Origin of the sequence: Cellulosimicrobium sp. 22598 (assembly GCF_052044445.1) — a bacterium.
In the GTDB taxonomy this organism is placed as follows: Bacteria; Actinomycetota; Actinomycetes; order Actinomycetales; family Cellulomonadaceae; genus Cellulosimicrobium; species Cellulosimicrobium cellulans_G.
On sequence record NZ_JBQEMZ010000017.1, the window covers coordinates 33722 to 52043 of the forward strand.

Below are 18322 nucleotides of genomic sequence, written 5' to 3' on the forward strand. Positions count from 1 at the left end.
CCCAGAAGAACGTCCGGCACCCTCCCGGTGTTCCCCCTCGCGCGCGGGACGTGCGCGCGACGTCCACGGCCCGTGCACACACGCGCGGCGCGGGAGCGGGCCGCCCTGGGAGGGGGCGGGTACGATCCGAGGCAGCGCACCCGCCGGGGACGTCCCGTCCCGGCCGCACGCGCGGACGACGGACCACCAGGAGGCACCGATCACCAGCGACGTCGGCACCCACCGCAGCGCCAAGGCGGCGAGCTGGGTGTACAGCGAGGAGTTCGTCCCCGAGGACGAGGTCCTCCTGCGTGCGCGCGACCGCGCCGCCGAGCTCGGCTGCCCGACGGTCCTCCCCGGCGTCGGGGCGGTGCTCCAGGTGCTCGCGGCCTCGCTGGCCGCCCGCGCGGTGGTCGAGATCGGCACCGGTACCGGCGTGGCGTCGCTCTGGCTCCTGCGCGGCATGCCGGCGGACGGCGTGCTCACGACGATCGACGTCGAGGTCGAGCACCAGCGCGCCGCCAAGGAGGCCTTCGCGGAGGAGGGCGTGCCCTCGGCGCGGACCCGCACCATCCCGGGTCGTGCGAGCGAGGTCCTCCCCCGCCTCACCGACGGCGCCTACGACCTCGTGCTCGTGGGGGCCGACAAGCACAGCTACCCCGAGTACGTCGAGCAGGGCCTGCGCCTGCTCCGCCCGGGCGGCGTGCTCGCGGTCGACGGCGCGCTGTCGCACGACCGGGTCGCCGACCCGGCGCGGCGCGACGAGGTGACGACGATCGTCCGCGAGGTGGGCCGGTCGCTGCGCTCGGACGAGCGCGTCCTGCCGGCGCTGCTCCCGAGCGGCGACGGCCTCCTGCTCGCCGTGCGCCGCTGACGCCGGCGACGGTCAGAGCCGGTCGATCGCCTCGAGCAGGAGCCTCGCGCCGTACCCGGTGGCCCCGGCGACGACCTCGTGCCGGTCGGCCGTCGCCCGCGCCGGACCGGCGACGTCGAGGTGCGCCCAGGGCACGTCCCCGACGAACTCGCGCAGGAACAGCGCGGCCGTGATCGACCCGCCGCCCGGGCTCTCGACGGGGACGTGGCGGAGATCGGCGACGTCCGAGCGCAGGGCGCCCGCGTAGTCCTCGACGAGCGGCAGCCGCCACACGCGCTCGCCGGTGGCGAGCGCCGCGTCCTCCAGCGCCCCGGCCACGGTGTCGTCCGTGGCGAACAGCGCGCCGTGCCCGCGGCCGAGGCCGAGGCTCGCCGCTCCGGTCAGGGTCGCGACGTCGACGAGCACGTCGGGCGCGAGCTCGGCCACGGCGTACGCGATCGCGTCGGCGAGGACGAGCCGGCCCTCCGCGTCGGTGTTCGCCACCTCGACCGTCCGACCCGACCAGGTGCGCAGGACGTCCCCCGGGCGGTACGAGGCGGCGCCCACGTGGTTCTCGGCCAGCGGGAGCACCGCGGTGACCCGCCGGTCGGAGCGTGCGCGCGCGGCGCCGAGCACGACCGCCAGGGCGACGGCGGCGCCCGCCATGTCGGTCTTCATCGGCACCATCGCCTCGCGGGGCTTGATGGAGAGCCCGCCCGTGTCGTACGTGATGCCCTTGCCGACGACGACGACGTGCCGCGCGGCGGAGCCCGCCTCCACCGGGAGGACGCCGTGGTCGGCGGGGTCGTAGGTGACCGTCACGAGGCGCGGTGGGCGCGCGGAGCCCGCCCCGACCGCCAGGGTCGCCCCGAAGCCCTCGGCACCGAGCTCGGCGGGGCCGCGGACCGTCGTGTCGAGCCCGAGCGCGTCGGCCAGCTCGACCGCGCGGTCGGCGAACCACGCCGGGTCCTTCACGTCGGACGGGATGTTGGCGAGGTCGCGCACCAGCCAGGTCGCCGCCGCCGCGCGGTGCGCGGCCTCGATCGGCGTCGTGACGTCGGGCCGGTCCTCGGGCGTGAGCAGGACGAGCTGCTCCGCGGGTGCCTCCGCCGCGGGCCGTGGTGACCCGCTCTGGCGGGGCTGGTCGTACGCGGCGAGCAGGTAGCCCTCGACGAACGCCCGGACCTCGTCGGGGCCCGCGTCGGCGGTGGCGGCGCTGACGACGCGCTCCAGGCCGCGCGACGCGCGAGCGAGCGCGGCGCCGGCGCGCCGGAGGTCCGTCGTCGTCCCGGTCCCCACCCCGAGCAGCAGGATCCGGGGAGGCAGGCCGGCCCACGGGAGCCGCGTCGCGGACCCGGCGTGCGCGCGCGGCAGGTCGACGCGCACGACCTCTCCAGAGGCGCCGCGGAAGGCACGCCCGCCCGCCCGCTCGGCGAGCTCCGCGAGGTCGACGCCGTACCGCACCGTGGCGTCGACGGTCCCCGCGCGCGGTTGCAGACCGTCCTCGGCCTCGCGCGGAGGCGCGACGGCCACGACGACCGCGTCGACCTGCGTGTCGTCGAGGAGCGCCGCGTCGCTCAGGGCACCCCGGGCGCCGACCACCTCGGGCAGCGCACGTGGCAGCCCGGGGAGACGGGCCGCCCGGCGCTCACGTGCGGGCAATCAGCCCACCACGGCCTGGAGCGCCTCACCCAGCTCGCTGGCCTCGGTCGCGTTGAGCTCGACCACCAGGCGTCCGCCACCCTCGAGCGGGACCCGCATGACGATGCCTCGCCCTTCCTTGGTGACCTCCAGCGGCCCGTCACCCGTCCGCGGCTTCATCGCAGCCATCGATGGCACTCCATTTCCGTTGTCCCGAGTCCACCCCGCGCGCGCGAGGAGGGGCGTCCGACCTCGGACGACGCCCGAGGACAGTCTAGTTCACCCGTGCCGACATCCCGGGCGTCCGGGTCACGGCGGCCAGCCGGACGGCGGGACGAGCCGCCAGAGCGACCACACCCACCACACCTGGCCCGCGACGCCGGCGACGGTCACGGCGGCCAGCCACAGGCGCGACCGCGTCCACCCGACGGTGACCGCCGCGAGCGGGAAGGCGAGCAGCAGGAACCGCACCAGCGACGTGCCCGGCTGGATCGCCGCGACCAGGTAGGCGAGGTACGCGCCGGACCACGCGTGCATCTCCGGGCCGAGCCGCGCCGCGACGGGGTTGAGCACGAGGGCGGCCGTCGCGAGCAGCACGAGGGCGAGGACCCACGGGCCGGCGTCGCCCAGGAGCCACCGCGACACGTCGACCCACGGGACGAACGGCACGACCTCCGCGCCTCCGCGCCACGCCTCCTGCGTGCGGAAGTACCCCTGGTGCACGCCCGTGACGACGCTGCACGCCCACGGCCACACGAGACCGCTGGCCACGGCGACCGCGAGCAGCCCGCCGAGGCGCGCGGCGTCGGGGGCGCGCAGGTCGCCCCGGCGCCACCGGACGAGACCGTGCCACAGGACGACGGCCGCCATGGGCAGCGCGACGGCGCGCGAGAAGCCGAGGAGGCCGATCACGAGCGCCGCCCACCCGTAGCGGCGCCGGGCCAGCAGCAGGAGCGCGGAGGCCACGAGGAGCAGGGCGAGCGACTCCGTGTACGCGACCTGGAGCACGGGGCTGGAGGGGAACACGCTCACGAGCAGGACCGTCGCCAGCGGCAGGCCCGGCCTGCGCTCGACCGCCGCGGCGCCCGCAGTCGTGACGAGGCGGTGGATCACGAGCACGGCACCGGCGCCGCACACGAGCGCGACCGTGGGCGCGAGCACGTCCCACCCGAGGCCGGTCACGGCGTCGAGCGCGCGGACGAGCGCCGGGAACAGGGGGAAGAACGCCCAGACGTTCTGCTCGACGGCGCCGTCGGGACCCACGGGGAGCGTGTCGGGGTAGCCGGACGCGTAGATCTGCTCGTACCAGCTCGCGTCCCACATGCGCGCGACGTACGGCAGGTACGACGGCGCGGCGTCCGTCCAGGGGTTCGCCTCCTGGGACCTCGCGACGACGAGGAGGATCACCGCGCTCACCCCGCGCGCGAGGGCGAACACCGCGAGGACCTGCGCCCACCACGGCCAGGTGGCCGGACGCAGCAGCCATGGGCTCCCGCCCGGGCCGACCACGGCGCGCGGCGTGGTCACGCGAGGCCCCGCAGCGCGGCTGCCGGGGGCGCCTCGTCGCGCACCGCGGCGACGAGGTCCAGCACGCGCCGGGTCGCGGCCACGTCGTGCGCGCGGAAGACGCGCGCCCCGAGCCACGCCGCGACGGCCGCCGCGGCGAGCGTGCCCTCGAGCCGCTCGTCGGCCGGCAGGTCGAGCGTCTCTCCGACGAAGTCCTTGCGGGACAAGGCCATGAGCAACGGGAACCCGAGACCCGCGAGGACCTCGGTCCGCCGCAGGAGGTGCAGGGAGTGCCACGTGTTCTTGCCGAAGTCGTGCGTGGGGTCGACGAGGACCGACGCCGGCGGGACCCCGCAGGCGACCGCGCGCTCCGCCGCCGCACGGAGGGTCGCCACGACGTCCTGGACGACGCCGTCGCGCGGGTCGGCGGCTCCCGGCCGGGCGGGATACGCGACGCGGAACGGGTCGGTGCGCGGCGTCGCTCCCCCGGTGTGCGAGCACACGACGCCGACGCCGTGCTCGCCCGCGACCTCGACGAGGCGTGGGTCGTGACCCGCCCAGGTGTCGTTGATGAGGTCGGCACCCGCGAGCGCCGCCTCGTGCGCCACCTCGGCCCGCCACGTGTCGACGCTCACGAGCAGGTCCGGGAACTCCGCACGCACCCGCGCGACGAACGGCACGACGCGCCGGGCCTCCTCCTCGGGCGTCACCTCGGGCCCCACGCCGGCCCGGACGCCGCCCACGTCGAGGATCTCCGCGCCCTCGACCACCGCGCGCTCGACCGCGGCGAGGGCCGCGCGGTCGTCGAGCTGGCGCGCTCCCGCGTAGAACGAGTCGTCGGTCCGGTTGAGGATCGCCATCACCGCGGGCCGGGCGAGGGTCCGCCCGCGCAGGACGAGCGACGTGCCGCGAGGCGGCACACCGAGCGGCGGCAGGGGCAGTGGACCGTCGTCGCGGCGCACGGACCCCGGCCCGGTGGGCGCGGCCGAGCCAGGTGACGTCATCGCGCCGCGACCGTCAGCTCGCGTCGCCGGCCTGCGCCCGGGCGAGCTCCTCGGTCGCCTCGAGCTCCTCGGCGCGCAGCTCGGCGCCGCGGTCGCAGACGTACTCGACGGCCTCGGCCGGGTCGTCGCACAGGTGGACGAGGTCGAGGTCGTGCGCGCTGATCATGCCGCGTCCCGCGACCGCCGTGCGTGCCCACTCGAGCAGACCGCTCCAGTAGTCCGTGCCGACGAGCGCCACCGGGAACTCGGTGATCTTGTGCGTCTGGACGAGCGTGAGCGCCTCGAACAGCTCGTCGAACGTGCCGAAGCCCCCGGGCAGGACGACGAAGCCCTGCGCGTACTTGACGAACATCGTCTTGCGGGCGAAGAAGTAGCGGAAGTTCACGCCGAGGTTGACGTACCGGTTCATGCCCTGCTCGAACGGGAGCTCGATGCCGAGGCCGATCGAGAGCCCGCCCGCCTCGGACGCGCCCTTGTTGGCCGCCTCCATGATGCCCGGCCCGCCGCCCGTGATGACGGCGAAGCCCTCGTCGACGAGGCGACGGCCGACGTCCTCGGCGAGCGCGTAGTCCGGGTGGTCCGGCTTGGTCCGGGCCGACCCGAACACGGACACGGCCGGGCCGACCTCGGCCAGCGCGCCGAAGCCCTCGACGAACTCGCTCTGGATCCGCATCACGCGCCACGGGTCGGAGTGGACCCAGTCCGCGCTGCCCCCCGTGTCGAGGAGGCGCTGGTCCGTCGTCTGGCGCGGGATCTGGTCCCCGCGCAGCAGGACCGGCCCCTTGCGGTACCCCGTCCCCGCCTGGGGCAGGCCGTCGTCGGAACCCTGGTCACGCACCGTGTCGCTCATGGTCACGAGCCTATGCCGCAGGGGCGGCCGTGAGCCACGCACGCAGCGCGTCGCGGCACAGCGCGAGCTCGCCGACCGGGCAGCGCTCGTCGTCCTTGTGCGCGAGCAGCGGGTCGCCGGGCCCGAAGTTCACCGCCGGGACGCCCAGCTCGGCGAAGCGCGCGACGTCGGTCCAGCCGTACTTCGGCGCCGGCGCGCCGCCGGTGACGCCCAGCACCGCGGCGGCGAAGTCCGCCGCGAGCGGGTCGTCCAGCCCCGGGCGCGCGCCCGGGGCGGCGTCCGTGAGCACGACCTCGAAGCCGTCGAACAGCTCGCGCACGTGCTGCTCCGCCGCGGCGACGGTGCGCGACGGCGCGAACCGGAAGTTCACGGTGACCACGCACTCGTCCGGGATCACGTTGCCCGCGATCCCTCCGCGGATCCCCACGGCGTTCATGCCCTCGCGGTACACGAGGCCGTCGACCTCGATCTCCTGCGGCACGTACGCCGCCAGACGGTCGAGCACCTCGTGCGCGGCGTGGATCGCGTTGGAACCCGTCCACGCGCGCGCCGAGTGCGCCGTCACGCCCGGCACCCGCACGTCGACCCGCAGGGTCCCGTTGCACCCGCCCTCGAGGCCCGCCGAGGTCGGCTCGCCCAGGACGGCGAAGTCGGCCACGAGCAGGTCGGGGCGGTTCCGCGCGAGGCGCCCGAGCCCGTTGAGGTGGGACGCGACCTCCTCGTTGTCGTAGAACACCCACGTCACGTCCTGCGCCGGGGCGTCGAGCTCGGCCGCGAGCGCCAGGGCGACGGCTACCCCGCCCTTCATGTCGACGGTCCCCCGGCCCCAGACCTCCGCGCGCAGGCCCTCGCCGACGACGCGCGTCGGGAGGTTCGGCGGGTCCGTGAGCGGCACGGTGTCGAGGTGGCCCGCGACGACGACGCGCCGCTCCCGGCCGAGAGACGTCCGCGCGACGACCGTGTCGCCGTCGCGCACGACCTCCAGGTGCGGGTACGCACGCAGCGCCGCCTCGACCGCGTCCGCGAGCCCGCGCTCGTCGCCGCTCACCGACGGGGTGTCGCACACCGCGCGGAAGAGCGCGACGAGATCGCCGCGGAGGTCGAGCACGGGCGTGGTACCGGTGGTGGGAGAGGTCACGCCAGCACCCTACCGGCGCCGGATAGGGTGGGGCGCATGACTTCTGCGACCCCCGCGACCGCCCCCTCGGCGGCCGCGTCCGAGCCGCGTACGGCGTGGGGCTACGGCCTGGCGACCGTCACCGACGACGGCACGACCCTCGACGTCTGGTACCCGGCCCCGGCGCTCGGCGCCGCCCCGGCGAGCACGACCGTCCCCGCCTCGCTCGACGCGCTCGCCGAGCGCGACGAGCTGCGCGGCGTGGACGTGGTCGTGGTCCGAACCGAGATCGACCTCGACGCCGCCCCCGCCGACACCGCCGACGCGTACCTGCGACTCCACCTGCTCTCCCACCGCCTCGTCGCCCCGCACGGCCAGAACCTCGACGGCCTCTTCGGCGTCCTCACGAACGTCGTGTGGACCAACCACGGCGCCTGCGCCGTCGACGGCTTCGAGGAGACGCGCCTCCGCCTGCGCGCGACCGGCCAGCCGGTGACCGTGTACGGCGTGGACAAGTTCCCGCGCATGGTCGACTACGTCGTCCCCGCCGGCGTCCGCATCGCCGACGCCGACCGTGTCCGCCTCGGCGCGCACCTCGCCCCGGGCACCACCGTCATGCACGAGGGCTTCGTCAACTTCAACGCCGGGACGCTCGGCACGTCGATGGTCGAGGGTCGCATCTCGGCCGGCGTCGTCGTCGGCGACGGCTCCGACGTCGGGGGCGGCGCGTCGATCATGGGCACCCTCTCCGGAGGCGGTCGCGAGGTCATCTCCGTCGGGCAGCGCTCGCTCCTCGGCGCCAACGCGGGCCTGGGCATCCCCCTGGGCGACGACTGCGTCGTCGAGTCCGGCCTGTACGTCACCGCGGGGACCAAGGTGACCGTCGTCGGGCAGACCGACGCCACGGGCGAGCCGCTCGTCGTCAAGGCGCGCGAGCTCTCCGGTCGCTCCGGCATCCTGTTCCGCCGCAACTCGCTGACCGGTGGTGTCGAGGCCGTGTCCCGCACCGGCGCCGGCGTCGAGCTCAACGCCGCGCTGCACGCCAACTGACCCGCCGACGAGCACGACGGCGCCCCGCATGACCGCGACCCGACCATCCCGTCCCCGGGACCTCCCGGACGTCGGTCGGGCGCGCCGGCGGCGCCGCCCGCTCCGCGCCGCGGTCACCCTCCTCACGGTGGCCGCGGTCGGGGTGGGCGGCGTCGTCGTCGCCCTCAACCGGCTCGACGACGAGACGCCCGTCGCCGAGCGGTGCGCGGCCACCGCCGACGGCCGCACCTGGTACCTGTCCGTCACGCAGGCGGACAACGCCGCGCTCGTGGCGGGCACGGCCGTGCGCCGCGGCCTCCCCGCCCGCGCCGCGACGATCGGGCTCGCGACCGCGCTCCAGGAGTCCCGCCTCGTCAACATCGACTACGGCGACCGCGACTCCGTCGGCCTGTTCCAGCAGCGCCCGTCCCAGGGCTGGGGCAGCGTCGAGCAGATCATGGACCCCGTGTACTCGGCCAACGCGTTCTACGACGTGCTCGAGACGGTCGAGGGCTACGAGGCCATGGAGGTCACGGTCGCCGCGCAGACCGTCCAGCGCTCCGCGTTCCCCGACGCCTACGCGCAGCACGAGCCCCGGTCGCGCGCCTGGGCCTCCGCGCTCACCGGCTGGTCCCCCACGTCCCTCACGTGCGACCTGGGCCCCGTGGCCACGACCGAGCTCCCGACCGACGGCGCCGCCACGCAGCCGTTCGAGGACCGCCTGGCCCGCGACCTCGGCGACGGCGCCCGCGTCGAGCCCTTCGACGGCGGCGACGGGGGCACGCTCCAGGTCGACGCCTCGGGTCTGCCCACCGCGGCCGAGGACGGCGGTCTCGACCGTGCGGCATGGGCCGTCGCACAGTGGGCCGTCGCCACCGCGGACGCGACGAACGTCGTCGCCGTCGAGGTCGGGGACCGCCGGTGGTCTCGCGACGACTCGACGTGGAGCCCGCTCGACCCCGACGACCTCGCCCCGCTCGACCCGGGCCGCGTCCGCGTCCACGTCGCCGTCCCGGACGAGTCCTGACGGCGCCCTGGTAGCGCGGTCGTGTGGTCGCCCCGGGTACGGCGGCGACCCCCGACGAACCGTACGACGACCGCCGAGCGGCGGTGCGGCCACAGCGCGGACCGGACGGCAGACCCGAGTGCCAGAACGACGAGACGCCGCGCCGCTCACCGGGGTGAGCGACGCGGCGTCCGGGGTGCGGGTGTCAGCGGTCGGAGACCGGGACGTAGTCGCGCTCGGTCTCGCCGACGTAGACCTGGCGCGGGCGGCCGATCTTGGTCTGCGGGTCCTTCATCATCTCGCGCCACTGCGCGATCCAGCCGGGCATGCGGCCGAGCGCGAAGAGCGGCGTGAACATCGCGGGCGAGAAGCCCATGGCCTTGTAGATGAGGCCCGTGTAGAAGTCGACGTTCGGGTAGAGCTTGCGCTCGATGAAGTAGTCGTCGTTGAGCGCGATCTCCTCGAGGCCCATGGCGATGTCGAGGAGCTGGTCCTTCTTGCCGAGGGTCGAGAGCACGGCGTCGGCGGACTTCTTCACGATGGCGGCACGCGGGTCGTAGTTCTTGTAGACCCGGTGGCCGAAGCCCATGAGGCGGACGCCGTCCTCCTTGTTCTTCACCTTCTTCATAAAGGTGTCGACGTCATACTCCGCGCCCGCGATCTTGTCGAGCATCGTGAGCACCGACTCGTTGGCCCCACCGTGCAGCGGGCCGGAGAGCGCGTTGACGCCCGCGGCGACGGACGCGTAGAGGTTCGCGTGCGAGGACCCGACGACGCGGACGGTCGACGTCGAGCAGTTCTGCTCGTGGTCGGCGTGCAGGATGAGCAGCTTGTCGAGGGCGTCGACGACGACCGGGTCCGCCTCGTACTGCTGGTACGGCGTCGCGAACGTCATGCGCAGGAAGTCGTCGACGTAGCCGCGCGAGTAGTCCGGGTAGAGCAGCGGCTCGCCGACGCGGCGGCGGTGCAGGTAGGACGTGATGGTGCGGGACTTCGCGAGGAGCAGGACCGTCGCGAGCTCGACCGTCTCGTCGTCGAAGGGGTCGAGCGACTCGGGGTAGAACGTCGACAGCGCGTTGATCGCGGACGAGAGCACGGCCATCGGGTGGGCGTCGCGGGGGAACGTCCCCATGAAGGTGCGGAAGTCCTCGTGCACCAGCGTGTGGCGGTTCACGCGCTCGACGAACGCCTCGAGCGTCGGGGTGTCGGGGAGCTCGCCGTGGATGAGCAGGTACGCGACCTCGAGGAAGGTCGACTGCTCCGCGAGCTGCTCGATGGGGTACCCGCGGTACCGCAGGATGCCGGCGTCACCGTCGATGTAGGTGATGCTCGACTCGCACGACGCCGTGTTCATGAAGCCCGGGTCCACCGTCACGAGGCCGGTCGACTTGAGCAAGGAGGACACGACGATGCCGTCGTTGCCCTCGGTCGCCGCGACCACGGGCAGGTCCTGCGCCTGGTCGTCGACGAGGAGGCGGACCTTCGCCTGCTGAGTGGTGGTCATGGTTCCCTTCCTGCTGCTGCTCGCGCCGTTGCCGCGCGGTCGACCGTACCCCGCTTCACCCGCACGTGACCAATCCTGAACCGTCACGAGAACACCACACCTCTGTGAGGCAGGTCACGTCAGAGTTCAGGCTTCGGAGAGTCGAGCGGCGGCCTCGTGGACGCGCTCGTCGGTCGCGGTGAGCGCGACGCGCACGTGGCCCGCGCCCTCCGGTCCGTAGAACGCTCCCGGCCCGACGAGTATGCCGAGATCGGCGAGGTCGGACACGGTCCGCCAGCAGTCGCCCGCGTGGTCACCGGCCGGCCTCGACCAGAGGTAGAGGCCCGCCTCGGAGTGGTCGACCTGCAGCCCGGCGTCGCCGAGCGCCCCGACGAGCACCTCGCGGCGCCGCGCGTACACGTCGCGCTGCGCGGCGACGTGGGCGTCGTCGGACAGCGCGGCCACCATCGCCGCCTGGACGGGCGCGGGGACGATCATCCCGAGGTGCTTGCGGGTGCCGAGCAGGTCCGCCACGAGGGCCGGGTCGCCGGCGACGAACGCGCCGCGGTAGCCGGCCATGCTCGACTGCTTCGAGAGCGAGTAGGCGACGAGGAGCCCCTCGTGCGAGCCCCCCGCGACGGCCGGGTCGAGCAGGCTCGGCACGCCCCGCGACGCGTACGGCTCGACCCAGGCGAGCTCGGCGTAGCACTCGTCGCTCGCCACGACCGCACCGATCTCGCGGGCCGCCGCGACGACGCGCGCGAGGTGGGCGGCGTCGAGCACGCGCCCGGTCGGGTTGCTCGGGGAGTTCACCCACACCAGCCGGACGTCGGCCCGCCCCGCCCACTCGTCGACGTCGTCGGTCGCGAGCGGCGTCGCGCCGGCGAGGCGCGCGCCTACGTCGTACGTGGGGTAGGCGGTGCGCGGGTGCACGACGACGTCGCCCGGCCCGAGACGCAGGAGCGCGGGCAGGAGCCCGACGAGCTCCTTGCTGCCGACCGTGGGGAGCACGGCGTCCGGGTCGAGGCCCGGCACGCCGCGTCGCCGCGCGAACCAGGCGGCGACGGCCTCGCGCAGCGCCGGCGTGCCGTGGGTCGTCGGGTAGCCGTGCGCGTCCGAGGCGGCGGCGAGCGCGTCGCGCACGACGGCCGGCGTCGGGTCGACGGGCGTCCCGATCGAGAGGTCGACGACGCCGCGCGGGTGCGCGCGGGCGCGCTCGACGTAGGGGGTCAGCGTGTCCCAGGGATAGGCGAGACCGGAGAGGTCGGCGAGTCCCACGTGCGGCGGTGCCGGGTGCTCAGGCCTGCGGCGGCAGGGCGGCGATCATCGGGTCGTCCTTCTCGATGAGACCCATCTTCGCGGCGCCGCCGGGCGAGCCGAGGTCGTCGAAGAACTCGACGTTGGCGCGGTAGTAGTCGCTCCACTCCGTCGGCACGTCGTCCTCGTAGTAGATCGCCTCGACCGGGCAGACCGGCTCGCAGGCACCGCAGTCCACGCACTCGTCGGGGTGGATGTACAGCGACCGCTTGCCCTCGTAGATGCAGTCGACAGGACACTCCTCGATGCACGCCTTGTCCTTGACGTCCACGCACGGCTGAGCGATCACGTAAGTCACGACCGAGTACCTTTCTGGATTCGTCCGGACCCCGACCCGGCGAGGGGCGAGGTCACGACAGGGAGACGCAGGACTAGTATCGCTCAGGTCGGACCGTGCCCGACCCTCCCTGACCAGCCCGTGGACGAACGTCACAGACCCGAGGAGCGCTCCCGTGCCCGACGACGCGCCCTGGACGACGTGGGCACCGGGCACCCGGGTGGTCGTGCGCCGTCGCCTCGCCCCCGACGAGGCCGCCGCGGCGGGCAAGCCGCTCACGGACGTGATCGGCGTGGTCGTCCGGACCACCCCCACGGAGCTGGTCCTGCGCGAGGACGCGGGCGGGAGCGCCGCCCCGCCGCACCGCGGTCACGGGACGCACGACGACGTCCCGCCCCTGGTGACGGTCCCGCTCGACGCGATCGTGGCGGGCAAGCCGGTGCCGCCCCGTCCCCCGCGGCGCCCGGCGTCCCTGCGGTAGCGCCGTCAGGCGACGACGACCGCGTCGTCCGCGACGTCCACGACGACCGCGCCCCGGGCGCCGGCGTCGCTCAGCGCCGTGCGCCACTCCCCCGCCTCGTCGAGGTCGATCCGCCGCCGCTCCCCGCTGCCCGGCGCGGGGGCCGGGCCGCGGACCGGCTCGGGCCGGTCGAAGAACTCCCCCACGGGCGCGTTGGACTCGAGCGCCGCGACGAGCTGCTCGAGGTCGCGCACGACCACGCGCAGGGCGGACGCGACCCAGGCGGCGTTGTCCGTGACCATCGCCTCGGTGCGCCGCGGGTCGGTGCGCCCCACCCGCGTCGCGTCCCGGAAGCTGCCCGCGGCGAGCCCGAGCGCGACGTCCCGCACGGGCGCGTCGGCGACGACGCCGAGGAGCTCCGTGGCGAGGACGTGCGGGACGTGGCTGACGAGCGCCGTCGACTCGTCGTGGACCTCGTCGGTGAGGACGTGGACGGTCCCGCCCAGCGGTCCGGTCACGAGCCGGAGCAGCGTCACGAGAGCCTCGCGCCGCGTCGTCCCGTCGACCGTGACGGCCCAGCGTGCGCCGTCGAGCATCGCCGGGTCCGACGCCGCGAACCCCGAGTGCTCCGTACCGGCCATCGGGTGCGCCCCGACGTAGCGCGCGTCGAGACCCGCCGAGCGGACGGCGTCGCGCACCGCGCCCTTGACGCTCCCGACGTCGGTGACGACGGTCGCGCCGCGCACGTGCCGCGCGACCTCGGTCGCGACGGACCGCATGGCCCGCAGCGGGACCGCGAGCACGAGGACGTCGGGCTCCGCCGCGCACACGTCGGCCACGTCGCCGACGACCCGGAGGCCCGCGGCGCGGGCCGCGGCGCGCGTGGTGGCCGTCGTGTCGTGGGCGGTCACGTCGACGCCCTGCTCGTGCAGGAGCCGCGCGACCGAGCCGCCGACCAGCCCGAGCCCGACGACCCCGACCCGCGGCCCGGTGCCCGCCGCCGACGCGGCGTCGACCGTCACCACAGCAGCCCCGCCGCGAGCGCGGACGGGTCCGCCGAGGCGTCCACGCTGCCCACCGGGACGTGCGCGACGTCGACGTCGGCGTGCACCGACTCGTCCAGCTCGCCGCGCGCGGGCACGACCCCGAGCGTCTTGAGCGAGTCGCCCGCGCGGACCAGGTCGTCGAGCACGGCGCGGACCGGCGCGTCCCACGGGGCGCCGTCGACGGTCAGGACGAACACGTACGTGCCGGCCACCGCCTTGAGCGGTCGCGTGATGAGGCTCGACAGGTTGACGCCGCGCTCGCCGAACGACCGTGTGATCCGGGCGAGCACGCCCGGCCCCGTGACGACCGGGGTCACCGCGAGCATGGTGCGCCACGGACCGTCCCCGCGCGTGCGCGCGCCCTCCAGCGTCGCCGACGCCTCCGCCCGCGGCGCGAGCACGAGGAAGCGCGTCCGGGCACCGGCGAAGTCCTCGACCGCGCGCTCGAACGTCTCCAGCCCGTAGAGCTCGCCGCAGATCGTCGGCCCGAGCGCGACCTGGTGCGGCCCCGCGTCCCGGCACGCCGCCGCGTTCGACGACGCGGCGAGCGGGGCCAGACCCGTCCGGCGGACGAACTCCTGGCACTGCGCGAGGCCGTGCGGGTGGGCGGTGACCTCCGTCAGCTCGCCGTGGCCGGGCCGCACGAACGCGTCGAACGAGATGTCGAGCACGACCTCGTCGACCGCGACGACCGTCGCGCTCCCGACGATCGCGTCGAGCGACGGGACCACGTAGCCCTCGACGGTGTTCTCGATCGCCACGACCCCGCGCGCGAGGTCTCCCGCGGCGACCCCGGCGAACACGTCCGCCACCGTCGTGCGCGCCGCGAGGCGGGCCGACCGGTACGCCGGGTCGTCCCCGCGGTCGGCGCACCACGCGGCGGCCGCCTGGTGCGTGAACGACCCCTCCGGGCCGAGGTAGCCGACGACGCTCACGCGCGCACGGCGTCCGGCGCCGACGCCCAGCGCGGCGCGAGCGCGTCCGGGCCGGGCACGAACTCCTGCCCGGGCAGGACGGCGAGCAGGCGGTGCGCGACGCCGCACTCCGCGAACCCGGCGACGAGGGCGTCCAGCGTCGCCGCGTCCGGGCAGGAGAACGCGCAGAAGAAGATGTGCGTCCCGGTCTGCGAACGGTGGCTGCGCAGGTGCTGGAGGTCGATGCCGGCCTGGGCGACGAGCCCGAGCGTCTGCTGCAACGAGCCGCGGTGGTCGTCCCGGGGCCCGAACGCGAGCCAGACCTGCGCCACGCCGTCGACGCGCGGCACCACGTCCCGGCTCTCCAGGAGCCCGTACCAGACGGGCGCACCCTCCCCGAGGACCTCGCTCCCGGAGAGCTCCGCGTACCCGAGCGCGGCGAGCGGGCCCGCCGCCACGGAGCGCTCCACGACGAGGCTGCCGTCCGGGCCGGCGAGCGCGACGCGCTCCTCCAGGCTCGTCCGCGTCGGGACGAGGGACGGGCTCACGCCCATCGTGCGCAGCACGTGGCGGCGGTCGCGCATGCCCGCCTCGTCCACGACGACGTGCCCCGTCAGGTCCCGCGCGGAGGCCGAGCGCCCCACCCAGACCCACTGCGCGGGCACGGCCGACGCACCCGTGAGCACGAGCGAGGGCGGCGCGGCGAGCAGCGCCCGCTCGAGCTCGTGCGACGGCTGCGCGGGGTGCCCCAGGTGCACGACGGCCGACAGCCCGTCGATGCTCGCGACGGTCGACAGCGTCGCCGTCGTCGACCCGAGGTCGAGCAGCGCGTCCGCCTCGGCGGGGTCGCCGGCGACCCAGCCTGCCGCCGTGGCCGCGAGCAGCGCCTGCGCGCCCGACTCCCGTTCGCTGCGTCCGAGCATAGGACCTCCGTGTGTGTGGTGGACCGGGTCGTCTACTCGCAGACGACCGCGTTGTCCGGCTTGTACGTCCACCGGTAGGACTCGTCCTTGACGAGCTCCCCCTCGTGGTAGACCTTGCGGTAGTTCGTGATGGAGAAGCCCGGGCTGCCCGCGGGCGTCGGCGCGCAGTCCGCGCCCGAGTGCGTGACCGTCGTCGGCTGGACCACGTTCGTCTTGCCGCTCGACGACGTCTCCACGTCGTAGTACTTGGTGCTCCAGATCGCGACGTGCAGCTCGCCGCCGCCGACCCACGACTGCATGAGGACGCCGTACGGCGTGTCGTTCTTGAACTTCATGTCGATCGAGCCGACGAAGATCGTCGCCTCGCGCCCCGCGGGGTACCGGTCGAACCAGTAGCTGTGCGGCCGGTGCTCGACGTCCTCGAGCCCCGCGAAGAAACCCGCGTTGTACGTGGTCGTCGCCATCTGGGACAGCCCGCCGCCGACCCCCTCGGTGTGCCGCCCGCTCTCGACGATGCCGGCGGCGAAGTAGCCGCCCTCGAGCGTGATCGGCGACAGCGTGTCGACGAGCGAGAACGTCTCGCCCGGCTTGACGAGGGTCCCCGTCACCTTCTCCGCCCCGCGGCGCAGGTTCGCGGTGCGGACCGGGACGTTGGGCACCGGGGTCGAGAACTCCGAGACCTTCTCCGTGATCCCGAGGGCTTCGAGCGCGGCGACCGACTGCGCCGGGTCGGACTCCACGAGCTCGACGGTCGCGGTCCGCTCGTCACCGGAGGCCGCCGTCGTGACGGCCGTCGCGATGGCCGCGGGGTCGATCGTCGTGCCCGGCTCCCCGCCCTCGATCACGGGGACGCCGTCCTGGAAGACGAAGTGGGCGTCGTCCGCGGCGGTGAGCAGGTCGTTCGTCCGGTCCACCACCGACTGGACGAGCAGAGCCCCGTCGAAGGTCAGGGTGAGCACGCCGTCGGCAGCCTGGAAGGACGCGGCGGCCGCGAGCGCCTCCGGCGGCAGCTCGGGGTTCTGGCCGCCGACGGACACGACGACGGGCGCGGAGACGACCTTCTGCGCCTGCGCGAGCGCGGCGTCGGTCTCCTCCTGCGTGATCGCGGGCTCCACGGGTTCGGTCGGCAGCGCGACCGGGCCGTCCGTGACGAGCCAGCTCCCGGTGATGACGGCCGGGACCTCGTCGGTCACGAGGGCCGAGCCGTCGGCCGCCGGGGTGCTCGTCGGCGCGCCGTCCACGAACTGCACCGTGCCGTCGACCGGCTCGATCTCGAGGCTCCCCCGCAGCGCCTCGACCTGGGCGTCGAGCGCCGCCTCGTCGACCGCGAGGACCGGCGCCTCGTCCTGGCCGCCGAAGAGGTGCTGCCAGAGCCTGGCAGGGCTCATCGAGAACGCCGTGAGCTCCTCGGCGGTGGCCGCGGCGTCGAAGGTCAGCCCGGCGGCGGCCGGGTCGAGGGTCGTGCTCGCCTCGCCCGCCGTGAGCGTGACCGGCTCGGCCGCGCGCGGCCCGAGCTCGGCCTCGAGCGTGTCCTGCGCCGCCGTCCGGGTCTGTCCCCCGACGTCCACGCCGGCGACGCTCGTCCCGCTCGGGACCTTGTCCGAGAAGAACCACTGCGCACCGGTGTAGAGGCCGCCGAGCACGAGCACCCCGACGCCGGTCCACAGCAGCCCGCGCACCCAGCCGCGCCGCGGCGCCTCCTCCTCGAAGCCGTCGAAGGGCGAGGTCTCCCGCGACTCGTCGGGCGGGACGGGGCCGAAGGCGCTGCCCAGGCCCGCCGCCGGGGCGGCCGCGGGGGTCGCCGTCGGGGCCGCCGCGGCCTCCGTGGCAGCCTGCGGGGCCGGACGGACGGACGTGCGGACGACGGGGGCCGGCCGCGACCACGGGTCGACGGGCGGGATCACCTGCGTGGCGTCGGCCGCCGACGTCGGCTCCGCGGCGCCGGGTGCGGGCGAGGCGGGCGCCTGCGGCGGCACGACGGGCACGACGGCCGTCGGGTCGGCGTCGGGCTCGTCCGCCGCGGCTCGGCCCACCGCCTCCGGCGTCGCAGCGGGCGGGTCGACAGGAGCGACGGACGGGTCACCCGTCACCGCGGCGGGCTGCGCGTCCGAGCCGGGCGGGGGGACGAGCACGGCCGGGACGTCGGGGTCGAACGCGAACACGCGCGGGACGTACGGCTCGTCCTCGTCGTCGGCCTGCGCGGACGCGGCGACGCCCTCGGTCGCGGTCGGCGCTTCCGGTCCCGGTGCGGAGGCAGGTGCGGGTACGTCGGCCGGCCCCTCGACCGTCGCGGCGTCGTCGGTCGTCGCGGCGTCGTCGGTCGTCGCGCCCGCCTCGGCGCTGCCGTCCCCGGCCGGGTCGCCCTCGGGGTCCGTGGCCACCGGCGACACGTCCTCGCCCGCGGGCGGCGCCTCGGCCGTCGGTCGCTCCGCGACCTCGGGCTCGGTCGGCTCGGCGGGCTCCGTCACGGGCGCGACAAGTCCGACGGGCTCGGCCGGTCCGACGGGATCCGTCACCGCCTCGTCGGTGCCGTGCCCGGGGGTCTCGTCCGCCACGGCGTCCGGCTCCCCGACCGGGTCGGTGGGAGTCTCCGCCGCCTGGTCCTCCGCGGCCGCCGTCACCGGCTCCGTGGGGTCCTCGACCGGGCCGGCCGGTGCCGCAGGCGCGTCGCCCCGCTCCGGCGCCGTGGACACCTCGTCCTGCGCGCCGGGCACCGCCTCGTCGACCGTCTCGGCGCCGCGGACCGCGTCGTCCTCGCGCTCCGCCACGTCGTCGAGCGTCGCGGGCGCGTCGTCACCGGTCTGACCGACGGGCGCGCGCTCCTCACCGGACGCAGCGGGCTCGGGCACGGCGTCCTGCGGGGAGTCGAGTTCGGCGTCTCGGTCGGTCGGCTGACCCATCCACTGTCTCCGTGACG

The 18322-nt window shown here is 75.4% G+C and carries 17 protein-coding genes; 4 read left to right on the forward strand and 13 right to left on the reverse strand.

The window, feature by feature from the left end:
- Positions 1-247: 247 nt before the first annotated feature.
- Positions 248-853 carry an O-methyltransferase gene (locus ACTJIY_RS16785; RefSeq protein WP_269430019.1) on the forward strand — a complete coding sequence of 202 codons (606 nt, stop codon included), beginning with the start codon at positions 248-250 and terminating at the stop codon, positions 851-853.
- Between the two features lie 12 nt (positions 854-865).
- Here ACTJIY_RS16785 and ACTJIY_RS16790 read toward each other — a convergent pair whose 3' ends face one another.
- From ACTJIY_RS16790 to dapE, 6 genes are all read right to left on the reverse strand, one after another.
- A complete protein-coding gene (locus tag ACTJIY_RS16790) occupies positions 866-2434 on the reverse strand; it encodes a leucyl aminopeptidase family protein (RefSeq protein WP_440674794.1) in 1569 nt (522 codons plus the stop codon).
- 60 nt (positions 2435-2494) lie between these two features.
- Entirely contained in the window at positions 2495-2662 is a 168-nt protein-coding gene (locus tag ACTJIY_RS16795) for a DUF3117 domain-containing protein (RefSeq protein ID WP_064506638.1), read from the reverse strand.
- A 120-nt stretch (positions 2663-2782) separates the two neighbouring features.
- Positions 2783-4000: a hypothetical protein gene (locus ACTJIY_RS16800; protein WP_440674793.1), complete on the reverse strand. Its 1218-nt coding sequence runs from the start codon at positions 3998-4000 to the stop codon at positions 2783-2785.
- Entirely contained in the window at positions 3997-4983 is a 987-nt protein-coding gene (folP, locus tag ACTJIY_RS16805) for a dihydropteroate synthase (protein WP_440674791.1), read from the reverse strand. The genes ACTJIY_RS16800 and folP overlap by 4 nt, the downstream gene beginning before the upstream one ends.
- 13 nt (positions 4984-4996) lie before the next feature.
- Positions 4997-5833 (reverse strand): TIGR00730 family Rossman fold protein, encoded by an 837-nt coding sequence (locus ACTJIY_RS16810; RefSeq protein WP_047233518.1) that lies wholly within the window; start codon positions 5831-5833, stop codon positions 4997-4999.
- 10 nt (positions 5834-5843) lie between these two features.
- Positions 5844-6971, reverse strand: coding sequence for a succinyl-diaminopimelate desuccinylase (gene dapE / locus ACTJIY_RS16815; protein ID WP_439158693.1), 1128 nt, complete (start codon positions 6969-6971; stop codon positions 5844-5846).
- A 36-nt stretch (positions 6972-7007) separates the two neighbouring features.
- Here dapE and dapD point away from each other — a divergent pair, with 36 nt between their 5' ends.
- Positions 7008-8000, forward strand: a complete 993-nt coding sequence (dapD, locus tag ACTJIY_RS16820; protein ID WP_440674790.1) for a 2,3,4,5-tetrahydropyridine-2,6-dicarboxylate N-succinyltransferase — start codon at positions 7008-7010, stop codon at positions 7998-8000.
- Positions 8001-8028: 28 nt separating this feature from the next.
- Positions 8029-9006, forward strand: a complete 978-nt coding sequence (locus tag ACTJIY_RS16825) for a hypothetical protein (RefSeq protein WP_440674789.1) — start codon at positions 8029-8031, stop codon at positions 9004-9006.
- A 184-nt stretch (positions 9007-9190) separates the two neighbouring features.
- Here the strand turns inward: ACTJIY_RS16825 and ACTJIY_RS16830 are convergent, their stop codons facing one another.
- The 3 genes from ACTJIY_RS16830 to fdxA form a co-directional block, all read right to left on the reverse strand.
- Positions 9191-10489 (reverse strand): citrate synthase, encoded by a 1299-nt coding sequence (locus ACTJIY_RS16830; protein ID WP_253051073.1) that lies wholly within the window; start codon positions 10487-10489, stop codon positions 9191-9193.
- Positions 10490-10615: 126 nt separating this feature from the next.
- Positions 10616-11746: a succinyldiaminopimelate transaminase gene (gene dapC, locus ACTJIY_RS16835; RefSeq protein ID WP_440674788.1), complete on the reverse strand. Its 1131-nt coding sequence runs from the start codon at positions 11744-11746 to the stop codon at positions 10616-10618.
- A gap of 19 nt (positions 11747-11765) precedes the next feature.
- Positions 11766-12083: a ferredoxin gene (gene fdxA, locus ACTJIY_RS16840; RefSeq protein WP_024841122.1), complete on the reverse strand. Its 318-nt coding sequence runs from the start codon at positions 12081-12083 to the stop codon at positions 11766-11768.
- A gap of 154 nt (positions 12084-12237) precedes the next feature.
- On the opposite strand from fdxA, the gene ACTJIY_RS16845 reads away from it, so the two are divergent.
- A complete protein-coding gene (locus ACTJIY_RS16845) occupies positions 12238-12543 on the forward strand; it encodes a putative acetyltransferase (protein ID WP_440674787.1) in 306 nt (101 codons plus the stop codon).
- A gap of 5 nt (positions 12544-12548) precedes the next feature.
- Here the strand turns inward: ACTJIY_RS16845 and ACTJIY_RS16850 are convergent, their stop codons facing one another.
- Genes ACTJIY_RS16850 through ACTJIY_RS16865 form a run of 4 tightly spaced genes read right to left on the reverse strand, consistent with a single transcriptional unit; the run spans position 12549 to position 18305 of the window.
- On the reverse strand, positions 12549-13544 hold the full coding sequence (locus tag ACTJIY_RS16850) for a prephenate dehydrogenase (RefSeq protein WP_440674786.1): 996 nt from the start codon (positions 13542-13544) through the stop codon (positions 12549-12551).
- Complete coding sequence (locus ACTJIY_RS16855) at positions 13541-14503, reverse strand: prephenate dehydratase (protein ID WP_253051069.1); 963 nt, start codon at positions 14501-14503, stop codon at positions 13541-13543. Before ACTJIY_RS16855 ends, ACTJIY_RS16850 begins: the two co-directional genes overlap by 4 nt.
- Complete coding sequence (locus tag ACTJIY_RS16860) at positions 14500-15405, reverse strand: hypothetical protein (RefSeq protein ID WP_440674785.1); 906 nt, start codon at positions 15403-15405, stop codon at positions 14500-14502. Before ACTJIY_RS16860 ends, ACTJIY_RS16855 begins: the two co-directional genes overlap by 4 nt.
- A gap of 32 nt (positions 15406-15437) precedes the next feature.
- Positions 15438-18305 carry a VanW family protein gene (locus tag ACTJIY_RS16865; RefSeq protein WP_440674783.1) on the reverse strand — a complete coding sequence of 956 codons (2868 nt, stop codon included), beginning with the start codon at positions 18303-18305 and terminating at the stop codon, positions 15438-15440.
- Positions 18306-18322: the final 17 nt, after the last annotated feature.